The organism is Gimesia chilikensis, from assembly GCF_007744075.1.
Lineage (GTDB): Bacteria > Planctomycetota > Planctomycetia > Planctomycetales > Planctomycetaceae > Gimesia > Gimesia chilikensis_A.
Genome location: NZ_CP036266.1, coordinates 3213582 through 3234610 on the forward strand (window position 1 = coordinate 3213582; position 21029 = coordinate 3234610).

Annotated in this window: 14 protein-coding genes; 3 read left to right on the plus strand and 11 right to left on the minus strand. The window is 51.9% G+C overall.

The window, feature by feature from the left end; all coding sequences use genetic code 11:
- Positions 1–108: 108 nt before the first annotated feature.
- The 4 genes from HG66A1_RS12220 to HG66A1_RS31965 all read right to left on the minus strand — a co-directional run bounded on the left by HG66A1_RS12220 (position 109) and on the right by HG66A1_RS31965 (position 4921).
- Positions 109–306, minus strand: a complete 198-nt coding sequence (locus HG66A1_RS12220; protein WP_145040179.1) for a twin-arginine translocase TatA/TatE family subunit — start codon at positions 304–306, stop codon at positions 109–111.
- Positions 307–744: 438 nt separating this feature from the next.
- Complete coding sequence (locus tag HG66A1_RS12225; RefSeq protein ID WP_145183965.1) at positions 745–1797, minus strand: hypothetical protein; 1053 nt, start codon at positions 1795–1797, stop codon at positions 745–747.
- A gap of 99 nt (positions 1798–1896) precedes the next feature.
- Positions 1897–4218 (minus strand): PQQ-binding-like beta-propeller repeat protein, encoded by a 2322-nt coding sequence (locus HG66A1_RS12230; RefSeq protein WP_197997114.1) that lies wholly within the window; start codon positions 4216–4218, stop codon positions 1897–1899.
- Positions 4199–4921: a hypothetical protein gene (locus tag HG66A1_RS31965; protein WP_197997115.1), complete on the minus strand. Its 723-nt coding sequence runs from the start codon at positions 4919–4921 to the stop codon at positions 4199–4201. The genes HG66A1_RS12230 and HG66A1_RS31965 overlap by 20 nt, the downstream gene beginning before the upstream one ends.
- Positions 4922–5392: 471 nt before the next feature.
- Here HG66A1_RS31965 and HG66A1_RS12235 point away from each other — a divergent pair, with 471 nt between their 5' ends.
- The gene (locus HG66A1_RS12235) at positions 5393–6715 is read left to right on the plus strand and encodes a hypothetical protein (protein WP_145183971.1); all 1323 of its coding nucleotides are present in this window, start codon (positions 5393–5395) and stop codon (positions 6713–6715) included.
- A 7-nt stretch (positions 6716–6722) separates the two neighbouring features.
- Here HG66A1_RS12235 and HG66A1_RS12240 read toward each other — a convergent pair whose 3' ends face one another.
- Both HG66A1_RS12240 and HG66A1_RS12245 read right to left on the minus strand, forming a co-directional pair.
- Positions 6723–7808, minus strand: coding sequence for a glycosyltransferase family 2 protein (locus HG66A1_RS12240; protein WP_145183974.1), 1086 nt, complete (start codon positions 7806–7808; stop codon positions 6723–6725).
- Positions 7805–8536, minus strand: a complete 732-nt coding sequence (locus HG66A1_RS12245; RefSeq protein ID WP_197993963.1) for a class I SAM-dependent methyltransferase — start codon at positions 8534–8536, stop codon at positions 7805–7807. Before HG66A1_RS12245 ends, HG66A1_RS12240 begins: the two co-directional genes overlap by 4 nt.
- Positions 8537–8755: 219 nt before the next feature.
- On the opposite strand from HG66A1_RS12245, the gene HG66A1_RS12250 reads away from it, so the two are divergent.
- The gene (locus HG66A1_RS12250) at positions 8756–10507 is read left to right on the plus strand and encodes a hypothetical protein (protein ID WP_145183979.1); all 1752 of its coding nucleotides are present in this window, start codon (positions 8756–8758) and stop codon (positions 10505–10507) included.
- Positions 10508–10530: 23 nt separating this feature from the next.
- On the opposite strand, the gene HG66A1_RS12255 is transcribed toward HG66A1_RS12250, so the two are convergent.
- From HG66A1_RS12255 to HG66A1_RS12275, 5 genes are all read right to left on the minus strand, one after another.
- A complete protein-coding gene (locus tag HG66A1_RS12255; protein WP_145183982.1) occupies positions 10531–12945 on the minus strand; it encodes a YfhO family protein in 2415 nt (804 codons plus the stop codon).
- 255 nt (positions 12946–13200) lie between these two features.
- Positions 13201–14049 (minus strand): carbon-nitrogen hydrolase family protein, encoded by an 849-nt coding sequence (locus HG66A1_RS12260; RefSeq protein ID WP_145183985.1) that lies wholly within the window; start codon positions 14047–14049, stop codon positions 13201–13203.
- A 115-nt stretch (positions 14050–14164) separates the two neighbouring features.
- Positions 14165–14887, minus strand: a complete 723-nt coding sequence (locus HG66A1_RS12265) for a metal-dependent hydrolase (protein WP_145040196.1) — start codon at positions 14885–14887, stop codon at positions 14165–14167.
- A 128-nt stretch (positions 14888–15015) separates the two neighbouring features.
- Complete coding sequence (gene hisN, locus HG66A1_RS12270) at positions 15016–15822, minus strand: histidinol-phosphatase (protein ID WP_145183988.1); 807 nt, start codon at positions 15820–15822, stop codon at positions 15016–15018.
- A gap of 82 nt (positions 15823–15904) precedes the next feature.
- Positions 15905–17149, minus strand: a complete 1245-nt coding sequence (locus tag HG66A1_RS12275; protein WP_145183991.1) for a lactate racemase domain-containing protein — start codon at positions 17147–17149, stop codon at positions 15905–15907.
- A gap of 503 nt (positions 17150–17652) precedes the next feature.
- On the opposite strand from HG66A1_RS12275, the gene HG66A1_RS12280 reads away from it, so the two are divergent.
- On the plus strand, positions 17653–20979 hold the full coding sequence (locus HG66A1_RS12280; RefSeq protein WP_145183995.1) for a DEAD/DEAH box helicase: 3327 nt from the start codon (positions 17653–17655) through the stop codon (positions 20977–20979).
- Positions 20980–21029: the final 50 nt, after the last annotated feature.

Consider the following 21029-nt stretch of genomic DNA (forward strand, 5'->3'; position numbering starts at 1 on the left):
CATGAAGGTGATGAAGGTGTTCCGCAAATTGGAAAGCACTGTGCACCTTGTGGCGATTGGAAACTGAATTCAACCTCTGATTCGCGCAGTCGCGGTTCGTCAGCCTGACTAGCTGTCTTTGGAGGAATCCTGCGAAGAGATCTTTGAGGAATCGTCATCGGATTCCTCCCCTTCCTTCGCTCCTTTTTTGAATTCGACAATGCTTCTACCGAGGGAATTCATCACGCCGGGCAGACGTTTGCCAAACAGCAGGAGAACAATTCCCAGAATAATGACGACTTCAATCCAGCCAGGAAAGCCAAACATACTAACGGTCCCGTTAACTTCTATGAATCGGTCGAGGTAGACGATTCCGTGAATCTCTGTAATCCGGTTCTTTCAGTGAAATGGTAACAGATGGAAGCTTCACCGAAAATGAACACCAGCATAGTCGGGATGTTCCAATCGGGTATGCTCTGCCGGCGGCAGGGAGAGATCAGGAGGAAATCTAATTCCCGCATGATGGCCCTGCGAAACGATATCTCGAAGGAAATCCCAGTGATGGATATCCACTCGGTTTGCCCGCAGGAGAGTCGCAGGAGGATTGAGCGGTAAGTAATTAAATCATAACCGCCCAAACGCGGCTGTCAACAGAATTTAAGGGCTCATTTCTGCTGAATTTCTATTCCGTATTTAAAAATGAGAATCCTGCGGGTCGTAACCGACTCCGGAGATCCTCCGTATAGCGGAAATTATCCCCTGTTCTTAACCTGTTGTCGCATCAAGGGATGTCCGTTGGAGTAAAAGCTGCATTTCGATCCACTGACTTTGCCTGGCAAACGTATCGAGGGAGGCATTCCCTGAGGCTGCTGACTCTGCACAGCAGTCGACGAACTCGTTCAGCGACCATTTGCCACTGGACACCAGTGGGGTCTGCCAGTCTAAAACCTGGTTGTCCCCAAACTGTGCAAATAAAGGGGCGATGACGTCCGGGAGTTCATTGAGCAGCGGGTGATGGCCGACTGCCCTGCTCCAGTATTTGGCGTTTGAATCGTCGGGCTCACGGCGGTGCATGATGTGATGCCAGTAGTCACCAGCACGATGTCTGCCGTCATGTTGCACCGACTGCGAATATTGATGGCTTTCCTCGAGGTAATCATGGATGCAAAGCAGGCCAGCTTTCACGGCTTTAGCATCAGGGCGGGAGCTGATATTGGGCAGATCCTCCTCTGGCTGATATGCCTGCAGGAGTGAATAAAGCCACTCGTATTCCGAGCCGGGTTCGTGAGGAGCCAGCTCCGGTAAATGTCGGGGGAATCCATGATAATCGTCGAGGTCGATCACGGCATCAAGTATCTGGCAGTCCGCTTCAGCCTGAATCAGTTGAATGAATGCCTGCCAGAGCAGATGGTTGTTGGCTTTCAGATTCTGCAGGTTCTGTAAGTCCTCTTTTCTGAACAGGACCAATGCATGTTCCAGGGGATTCAAGGCCAGGGATGCAGCAGTGGGAGTCAGTGTGTCCCACGCCTGACCAAAGAGCGTCGCTCCGTTCAAACGGCACACGATCAGACTGTTATGCGGAGTTTCCAGTTGACCCGATACCAGTGGATGCGGCAAGCCGCAGTCTGAAATAGGAAAATCCAGAAATCCCACAAAATCAGCTGCTGTCTGCTCACAGAGTCCGGTGATGTCTGCCGCTGACAGATCACAAGTCTGATTCTGAGGAAAGGCTCCAGCTTTCAGTGTGGATCCTTCCTGGGGCACTGGAATTGTTGCTGAGTATTGCTGCGGTAGAAAAAGCTGGATCGTGGCTGCCATGGGGATTCACTTTTACGGGTTAATTCAGATCGTTCGACAGCCTTACCCTAACGGATTTTCTCCTGCACTGAAAGTCAATACAAGACTTTAGAAGCTGGTTCATTCCGGAGTGAAACAGCAGAGCTGACCGTTCTCCAGCGTGACGAAAATGCGGCCATGGGAATCGATGGCGGTCCCCCCTTTCACAGCCAGTGCTGGCAGAGGATGAGACCAGAGATCGGTTCCTTCTCCGATGTCGATGGCGGTGAGGAACGGCTTCTCTGGTTGTTGGTCGGGATGTCCGGCTGTCAGCAGTGTCTGGGGAGACACAATGAAACTGGTGAAACGCCGCTGCTGCTGATCTTCCCAGAGGTTTTTACGTTTGATTGCCTGTCCCGTTCTGCGTGCCCGCATACTCAGCCAGCGGGCGACCTCTTTTTTCTCTTTAGGAGCTCCGGGAGGCAACGCTTCCTTGAGCGTCAGGTTGGTAAATACACTGCCTTCATAACTGGCATCATGCACGAGTTCCCTGCGGTCGGCGAGGGTATGTTCGATCGACAGGTATTTGCCATATTCAGGATAGTAGGGATAAAAGGCGGTACGGTATTGAGAGGTGACCTCGGAACGCGGCGCGTTGAGGCACTTAAGAGTTTTGAGATCATAACGGGCAAGCTCATACACGCCTCCGGCCAGGAAACGGAGTTCATCGTCAGCTACATACAGGCTTCCCTGCAGGCTGATGCCACTGTTGACCGTGGGGGACAGAACTCCCGAGGTATTATTTTCCTGCTTGAGTTCTCCTGAGATAGGATCCAGGGCAACCAGGTGAGTGCCGTCAAAGTGAGCGATACCCGCTGCTGCGTATAAGGTGTTATCGTGGACGACGACTCCACCGGAAACGGGCCACGTCGAGATCAGCTTACCATACACGGGGATCCAGCGGACTGTGGGAGCCACGCGAAATGACCAGAGTGGTTCGCCTGTTCTGGCCGCATACGCATAGACGCGTCCGTCAGCTGAGCCCACAAACAGGCGGTCCTGTGCGATTGTGGGAGGATAGTAGATCGCTCCGCCGGTATAGCGTTTCCAGACCGGTTTCCCTTCCAGGTCGAAAGCAGAGATTGCCCCATTGCGGTCTCCGACAAAAATCAAGTCTCCTGCCACAACCGGGGCTGTAGGGAGAGCGTTACTGACAACTTTCGTGGTCCATACCTGTTTTGTTTTCACGGGGATTGCGACGTTGGTGCTGGAAGATTGTCGGGCATCACCTCGGAAAGCGGTCCAGTCCTGTTCACTCGCTGAAAGTGGTTCAACTGTTTCCAACTGATCCGTGTATCGGGTAAGTCGCGGGGGCGTTTGTGCAGCGGGAGTGGACGAATTCTGTTCCGGGCCCAGACTGATGTGACCATAAAGCGAAAGTTCGCAACCACACATCCAGGGGCCCCAGTACAGTAGTCCGTTCGAGACGATCACGCCATCCTGACAGGGGGGCCGCATCGGGGCGATATGCTGCGCTGAATCGGTGGCCGTTTCCAGTCGGACAGTACCGCCTCTGGTTCGGAAAAAGATGCTGTCGACGCTACCGGTCGCCCGGGTACAGGCACGGCGGGTGGGGAGTGCCGCGAGGACGTCACCCGTTGCGTAGTCCAGCTTCATGCCTGTCTCTTTGGGGCCGGCTGCATAGATGCCATCCTTTCTGAGCACCAGTTGCAGATTTCCATGCTCTTTTTCCCACATCAGGTAGCCATCGGCCGCAGAGGCGGAAACAAGGTGTAGCCGTTGTGGACCAGCAAAAAACAGGTAGTCATCGCTGCATTTCAGATAGGTGGTGGTAGCGTAACCCGTCACATAATGTTGTGCACGCTGGTTGGAACCGATTGAAGCCAGAAGCTTGGGATCGTTGTTCTTCCACAGTTGTTTGCCCTTTTTCGTCTCCAGGCATGCCAGGAATTTATCTGGGCAGTAGTAGAAAATGCGTCCGTTTTTCATACAGACGCCCCGGCTGTCTATATAGTCCTGATCTTTGAAGTGCCAGAGGATCTGTTTGTTGCTGATATCGATCGCCACGAAAGTTCTGCCGAAGCCGAATGCATTTTTCGGATCGGAATAATCATGGCCCTTCCACATGCCCCAGGGCCAGTGCCCCAGTCCACGCCGTGCTGATTTCTGGGTATCGACTTTGACCTCTTTATTTCCGACCAGTGCATACAGCACGCCATCCTGCATGCCCATCCATTTCCAGACCGGTCCATCAGAGAACTTCTGATCGATCACGATTTCATCCCTGATCTTGCCGGTTTCACTGTCGATGATTTTGCAGGACTTATCATCGGCCATGTAAAGGGCATCGGGAGTGCCAATCATCGTGTTACGGTGAATCATGAATCCCTCAGGCAGAGGACGTTTCCAGAGGATCGTGCCGTTAAAGGCATTGATGCACATTAAAGTATTCAGAATGGCATTCTGATTCTGTTTGTGTGCGATATGCCCGAAGGCTTTGAAGACTTTCCCCCCCCGCTGCCACCGAAACTTCGGGCATGGGGGAAAATTTAGGATCGGCCAGAAACTGAGTGCGGTAAGGAGCCCGCGCATTCTGATCTTCTGACTGAGGATTGTTGTCGGGACGGTGATAGGGATGCGTCCAATCATCGTTGCCTGCTGGAATCGGTTTGGTGAGTTCTCCCTCAGAATGATAAGCGGTTCCCTGTGGACGCAGGACTCGGAGAATTTCTGCACGAGTCTGATCATTCTTAAGGGGGACTGGTACCAGGACGACATCGGCCAGATTACTGGCAAGGGCAATTGAATTATTGGTTCCCGCATCAGCAAACAGACGACTTCCCAGATAACCCCGTTGATCTGCCAGCTTGCGGAGTTCAGCCAGTTGTGCTGCATCAGAAGACTGGAAATAGATCTGAAATTGAGTTTGTTCAATGAGTCGATTGATCTCAGATACCTGTTGATCCGGGAGCGGTCCCAATACGACGCAGATACCCTGTTTCGTGTTCAATTTGGGGAGGCAGGCTTCCAGGAATGATGAACTCTCTTGCCCGCTAACAGCGGGTTCTTTCGAAAAGGTGGGAGACGATACTCCGATCAACATCAGAAAGAGGAACAGGAAACTTGAAGTCCAGTATTTCTTCATCTGAAATCTCCATTGATCAGGTATGGATTTCCGGGGAAACAAGTTGTCGTCTCAGCCAGCTTTGGGGAGGCTGTCTGCTGGCTTTATCATGTCTGTAAGAAATCAGATATTCAAAGAGAATCCTGAATAATCTGATGTTTTTATCTGAGTTCTTACATTCGATTTGGGGGCTGAATGGATTGAAAAACAGTGCTATCAGTTCAAATCTGGCTGATCCAACTGCTGTTTATGTGGACGTATGGTTACGCTTCCGGGTAAAATCGGCGCGATCTTGAGAAAATTGGAATTATCGGCTGGTTAAAATGTAAATTCTGTGAACAATAAAGCCAAATCTGCTCCCCAGTCAGGTCTGGGTCAAACGTGATCTGGCTGAGTCGGAGTGCATCGGTTTAAGCTGAACAAGGGGACCTGTTCAAAACTTAAGCCCTGACGACTGGTGATTTTATTTCAGGTCACTGGCGGTATTCTTGTATGAATCACATCTTACCTGATTATTATGTGAGTGAAGCAACATGGTTTTATCTTTCCCTGTTGCTGACGCTGGCGGTCTTTTTCCGATTTGACCGGATCTTTTCGCTGCGCAATCTGGACCTGATTCTGCTCCTCTTAATTTCGCCGGGTCTTTTATTCCTGGGTGACTACCCCGTGGTTGGTAATTTCTGGCTGTTCGTCGGGACGGGGCTGTTCGTAATCCGGATGAGTATCGACTGTCTCTTTCAGCGGCGTCCTCGCGGCGAACAGAATTTAAACAGCTTTGGAATGGCGTTTCTCTGTGTCTCGATCTTTGCGTTTTTTGTCGTGCGCGTGTTCACAGAAAACCCAGCACCAGATACGATCCAAACAGTTAAACAGGCTGACAGTCTGCTGAGTATGCAGGATGCCGGTAATGTCTCAAAAGCTCAGCCTGCTGAAGCTGGTCCAACCGCAAGACTGCTGGCTGCTCCAGTGGTTCCCTTCTCCAACGCGGTCGTTACCGGGACCCTGGATCACGCGACTCTGGCTGCTCGCATCATGGCGATTCTGGCGCATGCGTTTGTGGTTGTGGGGCTGATTATCATGGGGAAGGTCCATTTTGCAGACACGCAGGTGGGCCTTGCGATGGCCCTGCTCTATCTGCTGCTCCCCTGTACCGCGTATGACGTCAGTAAAGCCAACCATGTGTTGCCAGCGGCACTGCTGGTCTGGGCATTCGTAACGTATCAGAAGCCGATTTTGTCCGGAATTTTCATGGGGCTGGCCTGTGGTGCGATGTTCTTCCCAGTCTTCCTGCTGCCTCTCTGGGCCAGTTTCTACTGGAAAAACGGCCTCAAGCGATTTGTACTTTCCGGAACTCTGGTGGCTGTGGTCCTGCTGGGCAGCCTGATTCTGACATCAGTTGATCGTTTCTCTTTCACGCAGCAGACGATCGGTTCGATCAACTGGTCCGTGCTGAAGTTCGAAGGAGGCCAGCATATGCCGGGCTTCTGGAGTACGTACGATTCGGCGTATCGCATCCCGGTATTTGTGATTTTTGTGCTTTTGATCACCTGTCTGACAATCTGGCCCCGCCGTAAAAACCTGGGACATTTGATGTCACACACGACGGCGATCATCATTGCCACCCTGCTCTGGTATCCGCAGCAAGGAAGTGTCTATCTGCTCTGGTATCTACCGATGCTGCTGATGGTCGTCTTCCGACCGCGTCTGCTGCATACGACCCAGAATTATGAAGTGGATCGCAATCAGCAATCCGGCGAAAAGCCGAGCTCACGCTTCCAGGACTCAGTCAGTATTGCGAAGCACACTTCGCAGTAACCCGCTCTCAGTGCTGTCCGGAATATTCAGGATCCAAGTGCCGGGAAACAGGTGCAGTCTCTGACTGCGGCTGATTCTGACGGGCCAATAAAGGGGCCTCAATTTCCGGGTTGGTAAAATTCGTCTTGGTACCGACGATATACATGGGCCGCGCCCGGACCTGATCATAGATGCGAGTCACATACTCGCCCAAAATTCCAATTCCCAAAGCATTCAGGGCACCAAAGAACGAGGCGGTAATCGTGGTCGATGCCCAGCCTGGAATTGCCAGCCCGGTGAACAGTTTGTGGTACAGCACAAATGAGATCAGAGCGAGACAGACCAGAGTGGAAAGAGCAGCAATCAGATAGAATATGGTCAGAGGCAGGAATGAGAATGAGAAAATTGCCGTCTTGGCCAGTCGACAGAGTTGTACGAAAGAAACACGGGGGTTGTCATCGTACCGTGCCATTCGCTCAACCTGGATCCCGGTCTGTCGGTATCCAACCCACGAACGCAGACCAGGGAAATACCGGTCACGGTCATTGAGCTGTGCGATTTGAATCGCAACTTTGCGATCAATCAGACCAAAATTGCCGGCATCACGGGGGATAGGTGTATGGGAGATTTTATTTAGTAGTTTATGAAAAGTCTGGAATGCCCAGCGTTTGAGACGATTTTCTTTACGCTTGGTTCGAACGGCGTAAACGACGTCATAACCGGACTGCCAGGTTTCCACGAAGTCCACAATCGCGGTCGGGCTGTCCTGCATATCGGAGTCCATGATCACGATGGCGTCGCCGGTTGCGTGCAACAGCCCCGCCTGCACGGCGGCCTGGTGGCCAAAATTTTTAGCGAAGTGCAGTACCCTTACCCGGGGATTGAGCTCAGCTAACTCATCGAGTATCTGCCCGCTTTTATCTGAGGAACCGTCGTTGACGAAGATGATTTCATACTGACTGCCTACGGTTTGTAGAGCCTCCTCAACAGCCTGCTGCAGTTCCGCAAGGACGCTTTCTTCATTGAACACGGGAAGTACGACTGAAATCAGTACGTCAGTGACCGGTTTGCGGGCAGAATCTTTCTTCGACTGGATATCACTGGCCGCGCTCATTTGATTAGAACTCCTACCAGGGACAATCCAAAGGGAACACCTGTGGAATGAATCAGAGTGCGTTCAAGCTTCGCACACGACATGAGACAGGAATTTGTGAAGCGGGAGACACGATTGAAACGGGGGGGCGAGTCATCTCTTTTATTGAACAAGCGGTCCTTGCCACGAGCCAAAATCGCGGGAGCCAGTGTAAAGGAGTTCCAGTGAGTCACCCATTTCACTTTTAAACCTGCCTGCTGGGCATTATCCCGAAAACGCGCTTTTGTATAGCGACAAAAGTGGCCCAGCTTGCGATCCCAGTCGGAGTAGAGCCAGGGGTAAGCAGGAACGGTAATGATGATACCTCCACCCGGTTCCAGCGTCTCGGCTGCATTGGTGAGGAGTTGCACCGGATCTTCCACATGCTCCATGACATCCAGTAAGAGGACTGCTTTCGCTGATTCTGGATCAACGGGCCAGGGCTGGCTCAATTCATGGACGTGCAGTTGATCCAGTCCACGGGAACGACCATATTCCACAGCTGCTTCCATGAGGTCAAACCCAACGACATCATATCCCATGCGATTGAATTCAAGCAGATTTCGTGCTGAACCGATCCCCCCCTCTATCAGCAGCCCGGGGGCGGGGAACTCTCTGGTCAGGATCTCGGTAACCAGTTTCCGTTTGGAAACATGCCACCAGTAATTGTCCTCAAGTTCAATTAATTCAGTCAGATGTGCCGGGTCCACGTGATCAGATCTCAATACGAAATAACGTTGATGTCATGAGTTCAGATGACTCTGAGCCAAGTCAGGGTAATCAGTAGAACTAGACAGTTTCCATATGAAATGTCTGTTTTTTGTATTGGATACAAAATATATATTTTAACTATAGTGCTTATGATGTCTATAGTGTTGTCTGGTGATGTGTAATTGCATAAAAGTACTGTAATTATGTGGAGTTGTTGGGTGAGTGACCTGCCAGACAGACAGTTTTCCCTGGGGGCCTGGTTTGCCAGTATCATTTTGTTATTTCTGGTCATTCTGTGTGTCCCCCTGTTTATCAGAATGCCGCTGGCAACTGATGTCGTGCTTTACGATGTGCAGGCTGAGACGGTGCTGGATGGGGGGACGCTGTATCAGGACATGTTCGAGACCAATCTGCCGGGCATTGTCTGGTTGCACATGCTGATTCGACCGATCATTGGTATGAGTTCTGATGCCCTGCGGTGTGTCGATCTGCTGTTTTTTACCGGATCGGTGACCTTGTTGGCCTTCTGGAGTCGAAGAAGTCAGCTCTCCATGACGGGTATGCTCTGGATCGCCATCGCACTCTATGCCTTTTATTTCTCTCTCTCGGAGTGGTGTCACTTCCAGAGAGATACCATCATACTGCTTCCTTCGTTGGGAGCACTCTGGATGAGGCGAAAACAGCTCGATCGCCTGCTCGCAGACAAACAAATCAGAGTCGCATCGATCTGGGGCTGGGCATTTCTGGAAGGTTTGCTCTGGGCAACTGCATTCTGGATCAAACCTTTTGTCGCGGTTCCCGCATTATGCGTCTGGCTAGGGTCTGTCTGGTTACTGGGGCAGTGGCGGCGTTCTCTACTTGACCTGACAGGATTATTGTCAGGGGGACTGTTTCTGGGAGCAGCCGGCATTGCCTGGTTATGGCAGTCAGGTGCCTGGCCCTGGTTTCTGGAAACGTTTCTGGAGTGGAATCCGGAATACGTCGCAGCACGGAAATCTGGCTGGACAGTGATGCGGTTTGCCCAGTTTCTGTATCGATTCTATCCCTGGTTTCTGCTGAACCTGATAGCGATTCCGCTGGCGCTGATCATGTTGAAAGACGGCTGGAAAGCACGTCGCAAGGCTGAATCTGAAGACGTTTCCAGTCCTGCTTCTAGAGATCAAAGTCTACTGGCACTGATGTACCTGGGTTGGTTGTTTCAGTCGATGGCATTTCAGCATCTGTTTGATTATGTCCATCCCCCTGCTCATCTGCTGGCGATCACGGTGATTGGCGGCTATCTGGGCAGTCGTTACAGTCAACATGCTTTAGGTTGGGGCTGGAAATCAGGAATGGCCCTGTTTCTGCTGCTGGTGGTCCTCACTTTTCCTGCGTTTAAGCCTGATCGAGCCCGCTTGTGGAAGACCTGTCTACTGCAATCCAGCGATGCAGAATTAAAGTCGAAGCTGGCATTACTGGTCCAGGTCGACTGGGAAGATCTCGCTGCCGTCCGGGAGTATCTGGCGGAGCAGCAGCTCAAAGACCGCGAGCTGCATTGTTACAACAGTACTTTAATTTATCTCTATCCGGAATTAGGGTTGCAGCCAGCGACGCGCTTTGGATTTTTCGATTCGGTACTGGTCTTCTGCCGCAAGCACCGCGGTGATCTTCACCAGGCGATTCAAGACAGCCCGCAGAAATTCATCGTGACCGATCTGATCGAGAGCGGGTTTAACAGGGAAACAGCACTCGCAACTGCGGAAAGTCCAGAAAAGAAAGTGCCGCCTCAGTACCCCGTCAGTCTCAAGGGAGCCTATCCCTGGTCTCAGCCCGTCGTGTTTCGATCGGGACGCTATCTGGTACATCGGGTAGAACGTCCCCTGGGGAAATTCATCGGCGGTGGTTTTGTACCGACAGAATCGGACGTACAAAAATTCCTGCAGCGACAAAAAGAGAGTACATCAGAGAACAACGATCGAAAGAATGATTGATCGATCCTCGTCTATATCAAGTCTTATTCGGCTTGCGGTTTAGAGTCTGAACGGAATGCTTTTACCAGCAGAATGCATAATATTGCCAGGGCGGTGAGAGAAATAACACGACCAATCTGAAAGCCGGGTGGAACGAAGCTCAGTTGAACCTGATGCTGACCAGGTGGCAGAGGAATCGCTCTCAAAGAGAAATCCGCGGGCAGGACTGGTAGTTCCTGCTGACCGAGTCTGGCAGTCCAGCCGGGGTAATAAATGTCGGACAGGACCAGGTAGCCTGGCGCGTCAAGATCCGCTTGAAGACTCAGTAAATTGGGGCCGTTTTCCAGGATGGTTGCCGGTTGAAATGCCTGTCTGTCTCCCTTGGGGAGGACATCCTGTCTCAGTAAAACCTCAGCACGTGGTTTTACTTTCGAAATGGCTGCTACGATTTTCTTACTGGACTCCTCGTCCTGAAACGCACGGGTTTGTCCGACCAGGTAAGCACGGGGAAGCGGGTTTTGGTTTTCGATAATCTGGAATGGAATCTGGCGTGGCTTTGATCCCCTGAGAGTGTATTCCGCAGGCACTTGACCCTGTAAAACCGTCTTCCAACCTTCCAGCTTAACGGGCTCGCTGGTTCTCAATACGGCATATTTGATACTCATCAGGTCAAGTAGCTGTGGTTCCGCTTTTTCAAGTTGCGGCGAGTCGAATCCTGCCATCATCCTGGCTGCATTGGGTTGGTCGAACGTGGCGGCTGCCAGGAGCCCGAGTCGCACCAGGGGCACTGGTTCATAACCTTGAACTTTTAAGAGTTGATTTTTCCAGGCCTCACGATCACTCAGCAGGTGCTGGTCAGCCAGTACACGGTGTTCCCCCAGGTTGTTCTTCAGGAATTGAACGATTTCTGTCTCTCCCCGGATGGATGATTGGGGGATCGTGCACAGGATGTTATTTGAATAGACCGAGAGTTCTCCGGTACAGATCAGGCAGAGGATCACGAGTCCTCCGAAAGCGGCCTTTCGTGAGAGGCTGGTGAGAAAAATCGCAATCGAGATGCCTAGCAGGGCTGTCAGCAGGTAGCCTGCCTGGATGTTGAACATCTTGTCTGGAGCCAGACTGACTTTAAGGCTCCCTGCAGACTTAAATATCAGATAGATCAGGATTGGTAGAACTGCAACAACAGCGATTCCTGCGAGCAGCCGCATGGTTCGACCTTTTGAGTTCTGATACAACAGCGAAATCCATTGAGATCCAAACCCGGCCAGCATTGCGACGACCAGGGTGCAGATCCATAGCTGACGACCAGGAATTCGAAACATCGATGCCCCGGGAATCAATTGATAAAACAACTTATAAAATGGAAGTGCGGGACCGAACGCCAGCAGAAAGGCGATCAGTCCAATCAGTGTCAGCCGGATCACGATTCGTTGTTGAAAGGAACTTAAAACTCCGACGATTGCCAGTAGCAGAGGCAAACAACCGAATGAGCAGATCGCTTCCCAGTAAAAGGTTCCGGGGCCGGTATACTGGTTTGGATTTCCCCAGACGAACGGGTCAATCAGTTGCAGCAGGCTGGCTGCATTCAGGCTACCTGCACTGAGGCTGGCCAGGTCAATTCCGCTGGAGCGGACTGCCTGTTTCGTGTAAATGAACACCGGGATCAGATCAATGGCGACAAGACCTGCTGTTAACAGACCTGCCGTCAACCAGCCTTTAATCCAGAGACCTGGTCTACTTGTTTCTTCCAGTTCGGTTACGGCACCCTGCTCGCTTTCAATTGGTTTCTTTTTAGAAAAGAGTTCGAGGATTGATTCAATGATAATCGCAGCTGTGAGGAACAGCAGCAGATAGTAGAGTTCCTGAACATGGCCGCAAAAAAATGCCAGAGAAATCACAATAACCACGAAGGGAACCGCTTTTTTACTTCCTGTACGCAGGAGTTCGTACGCGTATAAGATCCAGGGGAACCAGGCGATTTGTGTGACAGATGTAAAGTGCCCTTCGCCCGTTTTGGCAACAAAGTAAGGGGCTGCCAGGAAAACAATCCCTGAAAGCAGTGCACTGAAGAAATTCAACCGATATTTTCTGCCGAGCAGATACGCGCCCCAACCGGCCCACCAGTGATGTAGAACCAGTACCCAGCTGATCGTAGAAGCCGCATTGAGGAAAAAGAATATCCAGTTAACCGGGTAGAACAGAGACGCTTGTGGATTTCCCACCCAGGGCATGCCCAGCAATGACCACGGATTCCAGTAGGGAAACTGGTTGAATTGCTGGAGGCACTCGCGCTGATAGTCTTTGAAACCGATGAACGCGTTGGTCGTGTCGTTATATCCCTGGTTCTGGATACCCACCAGGACATCTGCCGGGTGACTCACGAGTACCTGAAAACAGACTCCCGAAACGATTAACAGAATCAGGGCCGCGATCACATTTTGAAACAGTCTGGACTTCATGTGTTTCTTTTCAGCATCACTGATTCGTTGACTCGCATTTTCATGGCGAGCTGGTTTGTAAAGAAACTGAAACGCTCCATTCGTTTCTGTAAGTGTAAATGAACAAATGCTGTTATGTGAATTTCAGCCTGTTCTGGTCCCGGTACATATCCAGGGAACGGAAGCGGGAAGGCTGCCAGTTGGAGAACATATAGCATTGTGCATGCCAAACTAAGCGGTTGTCTGGCATGCCTATGTGCTCAGTATGTCGGCAGATCAACCACGCTGGGGAGGTTTTAGTCCGTGGGGCTCCACGATCAGACCGTACATTTCAGGACGACGATCCGCCAGACGATCAATCACATGTTTATCCGGAACGCGGTCAACGCGTTTGTTGCGGGCACGCTCCGGGTCGAAGGTGGCATACAGAATTTCTTCCTCTCTCCCGGTTGAAGTGGCCAATGTTTCTCCGGCGGGGCCGCAGATGCGGCTCTTGCCGATGAACTGAAAGCCCCGCTCTTCACCGACCCGGTTGATGGCGCAATAGAAGATCCCGTTTTCCATGGCCCGTGTGTTGATGGCATGCTCGGCCACGCATTCTGCTCCGGTGGGCCAGTTCGTCGGCAGGATGATCAGATCAGCCTGCTGGAGTGTCATTACCCGGGATGACTCCGGAAACGCACTATCGTAGCAGATATTCACACCAATGCGTGCAGATGGGTGTTCGAAGACCTCGAATCCCCGGTCGCCAGGCGTCGCGAAGCGGTCGACACCGAGATAAGGCAAATGGATTTTTCGATATTTGCCGAGCACACCTTCACGCGTAATTATTACTGCCGAGTTATAAACTCCATGCGGAGCCTGTTCGAGCATTCCAATCACAACCGTCTGATTCAACTCTCGGCAGACCTGCTGTAATGTTTTCGTTGTGGGGCCTGGAATCGTTTCAGCCAGTGGCACTGCTTCCTGCAGGCTGTCAAAGCAGTAGCCGGTCAGTGCACACTCGGGGAACACGGTCAGTTCCGCTCCCTCGGAAGCAGTTTCGTGCATTTTTGCGATAATTCGATGGAGATTATCCGTTTTCTCCATCAGGGCGATATCCATCTGGACGCCGGCTATAATCATTCTGTTGCTCCCCTGCTCTAGATTGAGCTATTCCTGGTCTCGCTGAGTTTTTACCCGTGCGATTATAAGGGACCCAAGAAGGGGATACCATCCCTGCAAGTCAGGATACAGGGATTTAGAGACGCTCTGTGGTTTTAAAAGGCAATGCCTGCTGAACTGGCGGTTCTGATTTTTCAATCGGATTTGCCTGTTGCGGTGGGGGAATCAGCACACCCGAATCGACGAGAGTGATATAAGTCATTGTGAGCAGGATTGCATAGGCGACCGCGTTACCAAACAATCCGTTCCCAAACCATTTCAGTGCACTCCCCGCAGATTTTTTCAGACGAATGGTGACCCCTTTGCGTTCCACGCTGTAAACTTCGTCCAGAACGAGGTGGGAGAGAAAGCCCAGTGAGATACCACCGGCCATCAGAAATTTCACCGCGAAGGAATCGCTGATGTAGGAGAGGAAGACGGCTTCTCCGGTGATAATCAGGGCGGGGATGCTGTGAAACATGCCCCTGTGTACTGCGAATTTCGAGAGGATCGCTGAACCGCCGTAACGAACTCCCGCATAGGTAACGACCGCCATCAGGATCGCATCATCGGGATCTGCCCCTTTGCGAATCATGCAGCGCATGGCCATAAAGGAAGCGACGGCGGCAGTCAGGCTGAACAGTTCCTTGATGGGCCGTCCCGTTTCAGAATCGAGGTCTGGCAGCATACCGCCTACCCAGGTCAGTACTCCTGCCAGGATACCCTGAGTCGGGGTGAATCCCAGAAAGAGGGAGCCCACGGAGCCGTAAACGACTCCCAATAACCCGCTGACGCTGATGTGCTCCGTATAACCGGCCATGCAATTCTTCCCTGAAGTTGCGTTCTGTTCCTGAATGGATCGAATCAGTCCTTCCTGAGGAGATCCTAGCAAAGAACCGCAGCGAGAATCAATGCGACTTCTAACCCTGTTTTTTAGCTGGAAATCGGCTAGTTCTGGGCAATAATCTGCAGGACTTCGTCTTTGAGAGCGTCGTTGACGGCCATTCCGTTGCCAGTATAAATTGAAGGCTTGCCATCAAAGTCAATCCAGTGACCGCCGGCTTCTTCCAGAATGGGCAGCAAAGCAGCAGCATCCCAGGGGCTCAAGACGGGGTCCACCATCACTTCGGCACGACCAGTGGCCACCAGCATGTGGCCATAGCAGTCGCCCCAGCCTCGGGCGAGGTAGGAATTGCGACAAAGGTTTTCATAGGCCTTCTGCTTACCGATAGTTTCCCAGCGAGTCATGGTGGTGGTACAGAATACGGCATCAGAGAGTTGAGCTTTCTCTGAAACCCGGGCGCGACGTGGTTCCTGGTCACGGATTTTCCACCAGGCCCCATCTCCTTTGATCGCATAGACGACTTCGTCCAGAGCGGGGAAACGGCAGACGCCCATGACGAGCTTACCGTTTTCTTCCAGACCCAGCAGGGTTCCGAAGAGGGGCACGCCTTGTGTGAACGGTTTGGTGCCGTCAATCGGATCCAGGATCCACTTGAATTCGTTTGAACCTTCGACCGGCGGTAATTCCTCACCCATGATGCTGTCGTCAGGAAACGCCATGGTGATTTCTTCCCGCAACAATTCCTCTGCCCCGCGGTCGGCGATCGTGACCGGTGAGTCGTCTGACTTGCGATCTACCTTCAGTTCGGGGGACTGATAGTATTTGAGGATGAGCTCGCTGGCCTTTTCAGAGGCGGTCAGTGCAAGTTCCAGACGGGCTTTCAGTTCAAATTGTTCTGAGTGAATAGTCATGATAAGAAAAATGTTTCCTGAGGATGGTCAGAAGTTATCAGCAATTGTGAATGATCAGCGTGTCGCTGACACTTTGGTTGAATTATTCATTTTCCAGACGGTAAAGGTGCTCCCCTGCTTTTCTTACCAGGAGGATGCCTTCATCTTCACGGTCTGCGAATGATTCGACATCGATCGTATCGGGATCACGATAGCCGAGATTGATTTTCTCGCAGAGTTCGGGAGGAATCTGGGAAGCCAGAGTCACCTGGACCCGGGGCCGTTCGATGCCGTCTTCGAATGTCCCTGTACCACGGACATGAGTCGAATGGGCCAGAATGCCCCAGGGGTAGTCCTTAAACTGGTCCCACTGTTTGGTGAAGTAGTCGCGGACATGGTAGCCAACTTCGGAAATCAGCTTGCCATGAGTGACCGAAATTTCCTGCATGTGCGGGGCGTAAATGATCAGTTCACCCCCATCAGCGACTACTGGTTCCAGCTTGTACATACATTTGCCGGCAACCCAGAGTTCATCGTACATCAGGGGAGCACAGGAGAGTACCTGTTTGAATGGTTTCGGCTTCCGTTTGATGTGAATCTGGCCGGAGAGGTTGGCGGCTGATTCCCAGGCCGATTCCGGGGTTCCGTAAAACAAGCCGTAGAGCGAACTGTCTGGAGCGACGACGAAGGTAATACAGCGTTTCTCGTTAGGGATCATTGCTGCAGAACGGTTTACGACTTCGCGTACCGGCGTATGTTTGACGCCAATAATTCCCACGTTGGTAATCAGGGCGCCCAGCCAGTGGAAGAAGTTCAACAGGTCCGGACCGGAGATTCCCGGGAAGAAATATTTGCTGCCACCGGAGAAACCGACGACTTCATGTGGGAAGACGGGCCCCATAATCTGGAGCATATCGTAATCCCTGATGCGGGAATTGATCGTCACAGGGACTTCCATTTCCAGCAGGCCTTCGGAGATGGCTTTGGTATCTTCTTTGGTGAGCGTACCAATCTCAGTCAGACGTTCGGGGTTGTCCCACTCGTGGTTATACAGTCCCACGTCTTTGTATTCTGCCCGGCGGGCCGATTCTGAAATTCCCAGCAGGCGGCAGATGTCTTTCTCGGGCATGGGGGGATGCGTGCCCAGGGCAACCAGCACATCGATCTGTCTGGCAACAGGGCTTAACAGGCGATGGAATGTTGCAAACAAGAGAGGCAGAGGTGCGGTGCGGGTTGCATCCGGGATAATGAGCAGAATACGTTTATTGCGATAGTCTTCAACGGGAAGGTTCTCTTCGAACCATTGAATGACTTCCTGTTCGGTGAGGGTCTGGTGAGGTTGTTCCATTAGTCGCAATTGCTTTCAGGGGAGCCCACTGGTCTCTGATTCGCTTTACTGCAGGGGCTGACAGCAAAAAACTTATTATATAATCCATTTTCGAAAAAAGGAAATCGAGCGAAGGACTTGTGGGAGTCGTATATCACACTTTTTCCCGTTCGACCAGTCTGAGGGGGCTGAACTTCAGAGACTCTTGAATATAATGGAATGCTCAGAATCAATTTTTAAATGGAAGTCAAAAATTCATAAGAAAACCCTCCAGATAGACTGGTCAAAAGCGGCGTGGATCTAGTAACCTCGTAAGATGCGCTCTGCACGGGAGTTGAGGGTAAAACTTCAATAACCCACCCGGGCTGGTTCAGTGTGAAACGATCTGGCTGAGCGAACCTAACATTATAAGTTCCGACCGATACTAGCGTTGGTCCAGGAGCCATTCAGGACTGACTTATGCAGATAACTGGGAGTGTCTCAATAATGCGAGTTGCGTTTTGGGATCAGGCAGGAGGCCGTCCATGACGTTAGCAGAATTACTGGAAAATCAATTTCGTGCGGACATTCGTTTCCGTGGAGCGGCTTACATTGAAGCCGAACGGGTTGAACTGACGCGCGTGACCGCAGACCATGTGTTTGCGGTAGTCAGAGACGGTGTAGAGTATCAGACTCAGCTGTCCCGCGATGACGGCAATCTGAAGACCTATTGCACCTGCGATCAGTTTCAGAAGTTCAATGTCTGTAAACATCTCTGGGCATCTATTCTGGCGGTTGATGTAGCGGGTTACCTGACCGGTTCGGTCAAACCTGGATACATTCCTCCCTTTATCATCGAAAATACACCGATTGCCTTCGATGAAGAGGATGACGACTACGATTTCTCAATGCCCTCCGATTTCGAACTGGGCAGTGGTCGGTCTCGCAAATCAAAGTCGAGTGGGGAACAGTCGACGGCAGTGACTTCGCGTCCGCGACTGCGCGAGTGGGAAACGAAACTGGTTGAACTGAAAAATGATTTCGCCCTCACGCCGGTTCTGTCTAAAACCACGCAACAGGAACGTGAGATCTTCTACGAGATTGATGTAGAAGAAAGTCAGGAATCTGGACAACTGGTTGTGCAGACTTCACAGCGTCAGCGAAGAGCTAACGGTCAGTGGGGCAAGCTGAAGCCACTCAAGCTCAAAGTCGGCCAGCTGCAGGAAGTCGAACATGAAGATGATCGCCGGATTCTGGCGTACCTCTCCGGCGGGACACCTGAGCGGACCAACTGGCGAGCCCAGCAGACCGAAACACAAATGGCTGCGTTCCGCTATCGGGTGCCATATGAGCTTTGTGAGCTGATTCTTCCACTGATGTGCGGTACAGGACACGTACGTTACCTGGATCGACAGCCTGATGACGTCGATTCCCTGGTCTGGGATGGAGAGCATGCCTGGGAATTCCGGATGGGAGTTGAGCATGACCGCAAAGAATCGACGTGGAAGCTGAATGGTCATCTGAAACGAGAAAACGATACTCTGGAAATCACAGATGCACGTCTGATTGTCTCGGGAGGACTGGTACTGACCCGCGATAAAATCACGCCTCTGGAAGATTACGATGCATTTCCCTGGATCAAAATGATTCAGATGAATGAGACAATTGAAGTCGATGAAGGCGAGCAGCAGGAACTGGTAGACCGCCTGCTGGACATGCCTGTCCTGCCCCGACTGGAACTGCCTGAAGAACTGCATCTGGAAGAGATAACCTGCGATCCCAGTCCGGAGTTGCTGATCCATTCTCCGCAGAAGAAACGCTGGCAGCAGGATCGCCTGTATGGCGAGATTCATTTTAATTATCTGGACCATCTGGTCTCGGGGAGCAGCACCCAGTGGGCGATTGTGGATCGTCAGGAAAAACGCTGCATTCTGCGAAACCGCGAAAAAGAATCTCAAGCCTGGACACTGCTTCAGGATAGTGGTTTCCGTCGCCTGCTGGACAGGCGGATTCAGGGACGCGATGTGGAAATTGCAGCCCGTGATCTGGGGCGAGCAGTTCGCGAAATGATCAATGCCGGCTGGGTGGTTCGCGCCGATGGCAAACAGGTCCATCAGCCATCCAACATGATGTTCAAGGTCCAGTCCGGAATTGACTGGTTTGAACTGCACGCAGATATCGATTTTGAAGGTCAGACGGTTAAGTTTCCTGAGCTGTTATCAGCACTGGCCCGCGGTGATTCGTCGATTCGACTCGATGATGGCTCACTGGGGATCTTGCCGGAAGAGTGGATCGAACAGTACGGCATTCTGGCCGGATTAGCGGTTACTGATGAAGAGCATCTTCGGTTCGCTCCCAATCAGGTGGCGCTGCTGGACGCTTTACTGAGTTCACAGGAATTTGTTGAGACAGACGCCAAATTCGATGAAATGCGGGATAAGATCCGGAACTTTTCAGGGATTGCCCTGGATAAAGAACCAGCCGGATTCGAAGGAGGCTTGCGCAAGTATCAGCTCGAAGGTTTAGGCTGGCTGCAGTTCCTGCAGGACTTCCACTTTGGTGGGTGTCTGGCTGATGACATGGGCCTGGGTAAAACGGTACAGCTGCTGGCCCTGTTGTTACGTCGTAAGAAGGGCCGGGAAGGACATCTCCCTTCACTGGCTGTCGTTCCCAAGTCGTTGATGTTCAACTGGATGCAGGAAGCTGCCAAATTTACGCCTGAGTTGAAAGTTGTCGAGTACGCAGGCGGGGATCGAGGGAAACTGATCGATTCGCTGGAAGAGTACGATCTGGTTTTAACGACCTACGGCACGATGCGTCGCGATATTACTCAGATCAAGGATATCCAGTTCGATTATGCTGTCCTGGATGAAGCCCAGATGATTAAAAACTCGGGGTCGCAGGTTGCGAAGGCATCGCGGCTGCTGCAGGCAAAACATCGAATCGCATTGAGTGGTACCCCAGTGGAGAACCATCTGGGAGATCTGTGGTCGATCTTCGAGTTTCTCAATCCCGGCATGCTGGGACGCAGTTCGGTGTTCAAAGCTTACACCAACGACATCGAAGATAAGAATGCCCGGCTCCTCCTCGGGAATGCGTTGCGACCCTTCATTCTGCGACGAACCAAGGAACAGGTGGCTAACGAACTGCCCGACAAAGTTGAGCAGACGCTCTACTGCGATATGGGCAAAGATCAGACCCGTCTTTACGACGAACTCCGACAGCATTACCGGGACTCAATCCTGGGGATGGTCGAATCCAAGGGCCTGGGGAAAACCAAAATCCATGTGCTGGAAGCACTGCTCCGGCTGCGACAGGCAGCCTGCCACCCTGCTCTGCTGGAACGGGGACGTGCCCTGGATGCTTCGGCCAAGATGGATGTGTTGATTCCACACCTGGAAGAACTGATCGAAGAAGGTCACAAGGCCCTCGTCTTTTCACAGTTCACCAGTATGTTGTCGATCGTGCAGGAACACCTGGATCAGAAAGAGATCGTCTACGAATACCTGGATGGACAGACGCGCGATCGTAAAGAACGCGTCGATCGATTCCAGACCGATAAAGACTGTGGTGTGTTCCTGATCAGTCTCAAGGCTGGTGGTTTGGGACTGAACCTGACCGCTGCGGATTACGTCTTCATTCTGGATCCGTGGTGGAACCCGGCTGTGGAGACGCAGGCGATCGACCGGGCACACCGTGTCGGGCAGACTAAACGAGTATTTGCCTACAAGCTGATCTGTCGCAATACGGTGGAAGAGAAGATCACCGAGTTACAGCAGCAGAAACGCGAACTGGCCGATGCGATCCTGGAAGAAAACCAGAGCGTCCTGAAGAACCTGTCCAGCGAAGATCTCGAACTGCTGCTCTCTTAAACAGGGAGTCAGTAGTGCGAGTGATGTCTGCCAGCTATTCATCTGAGCGA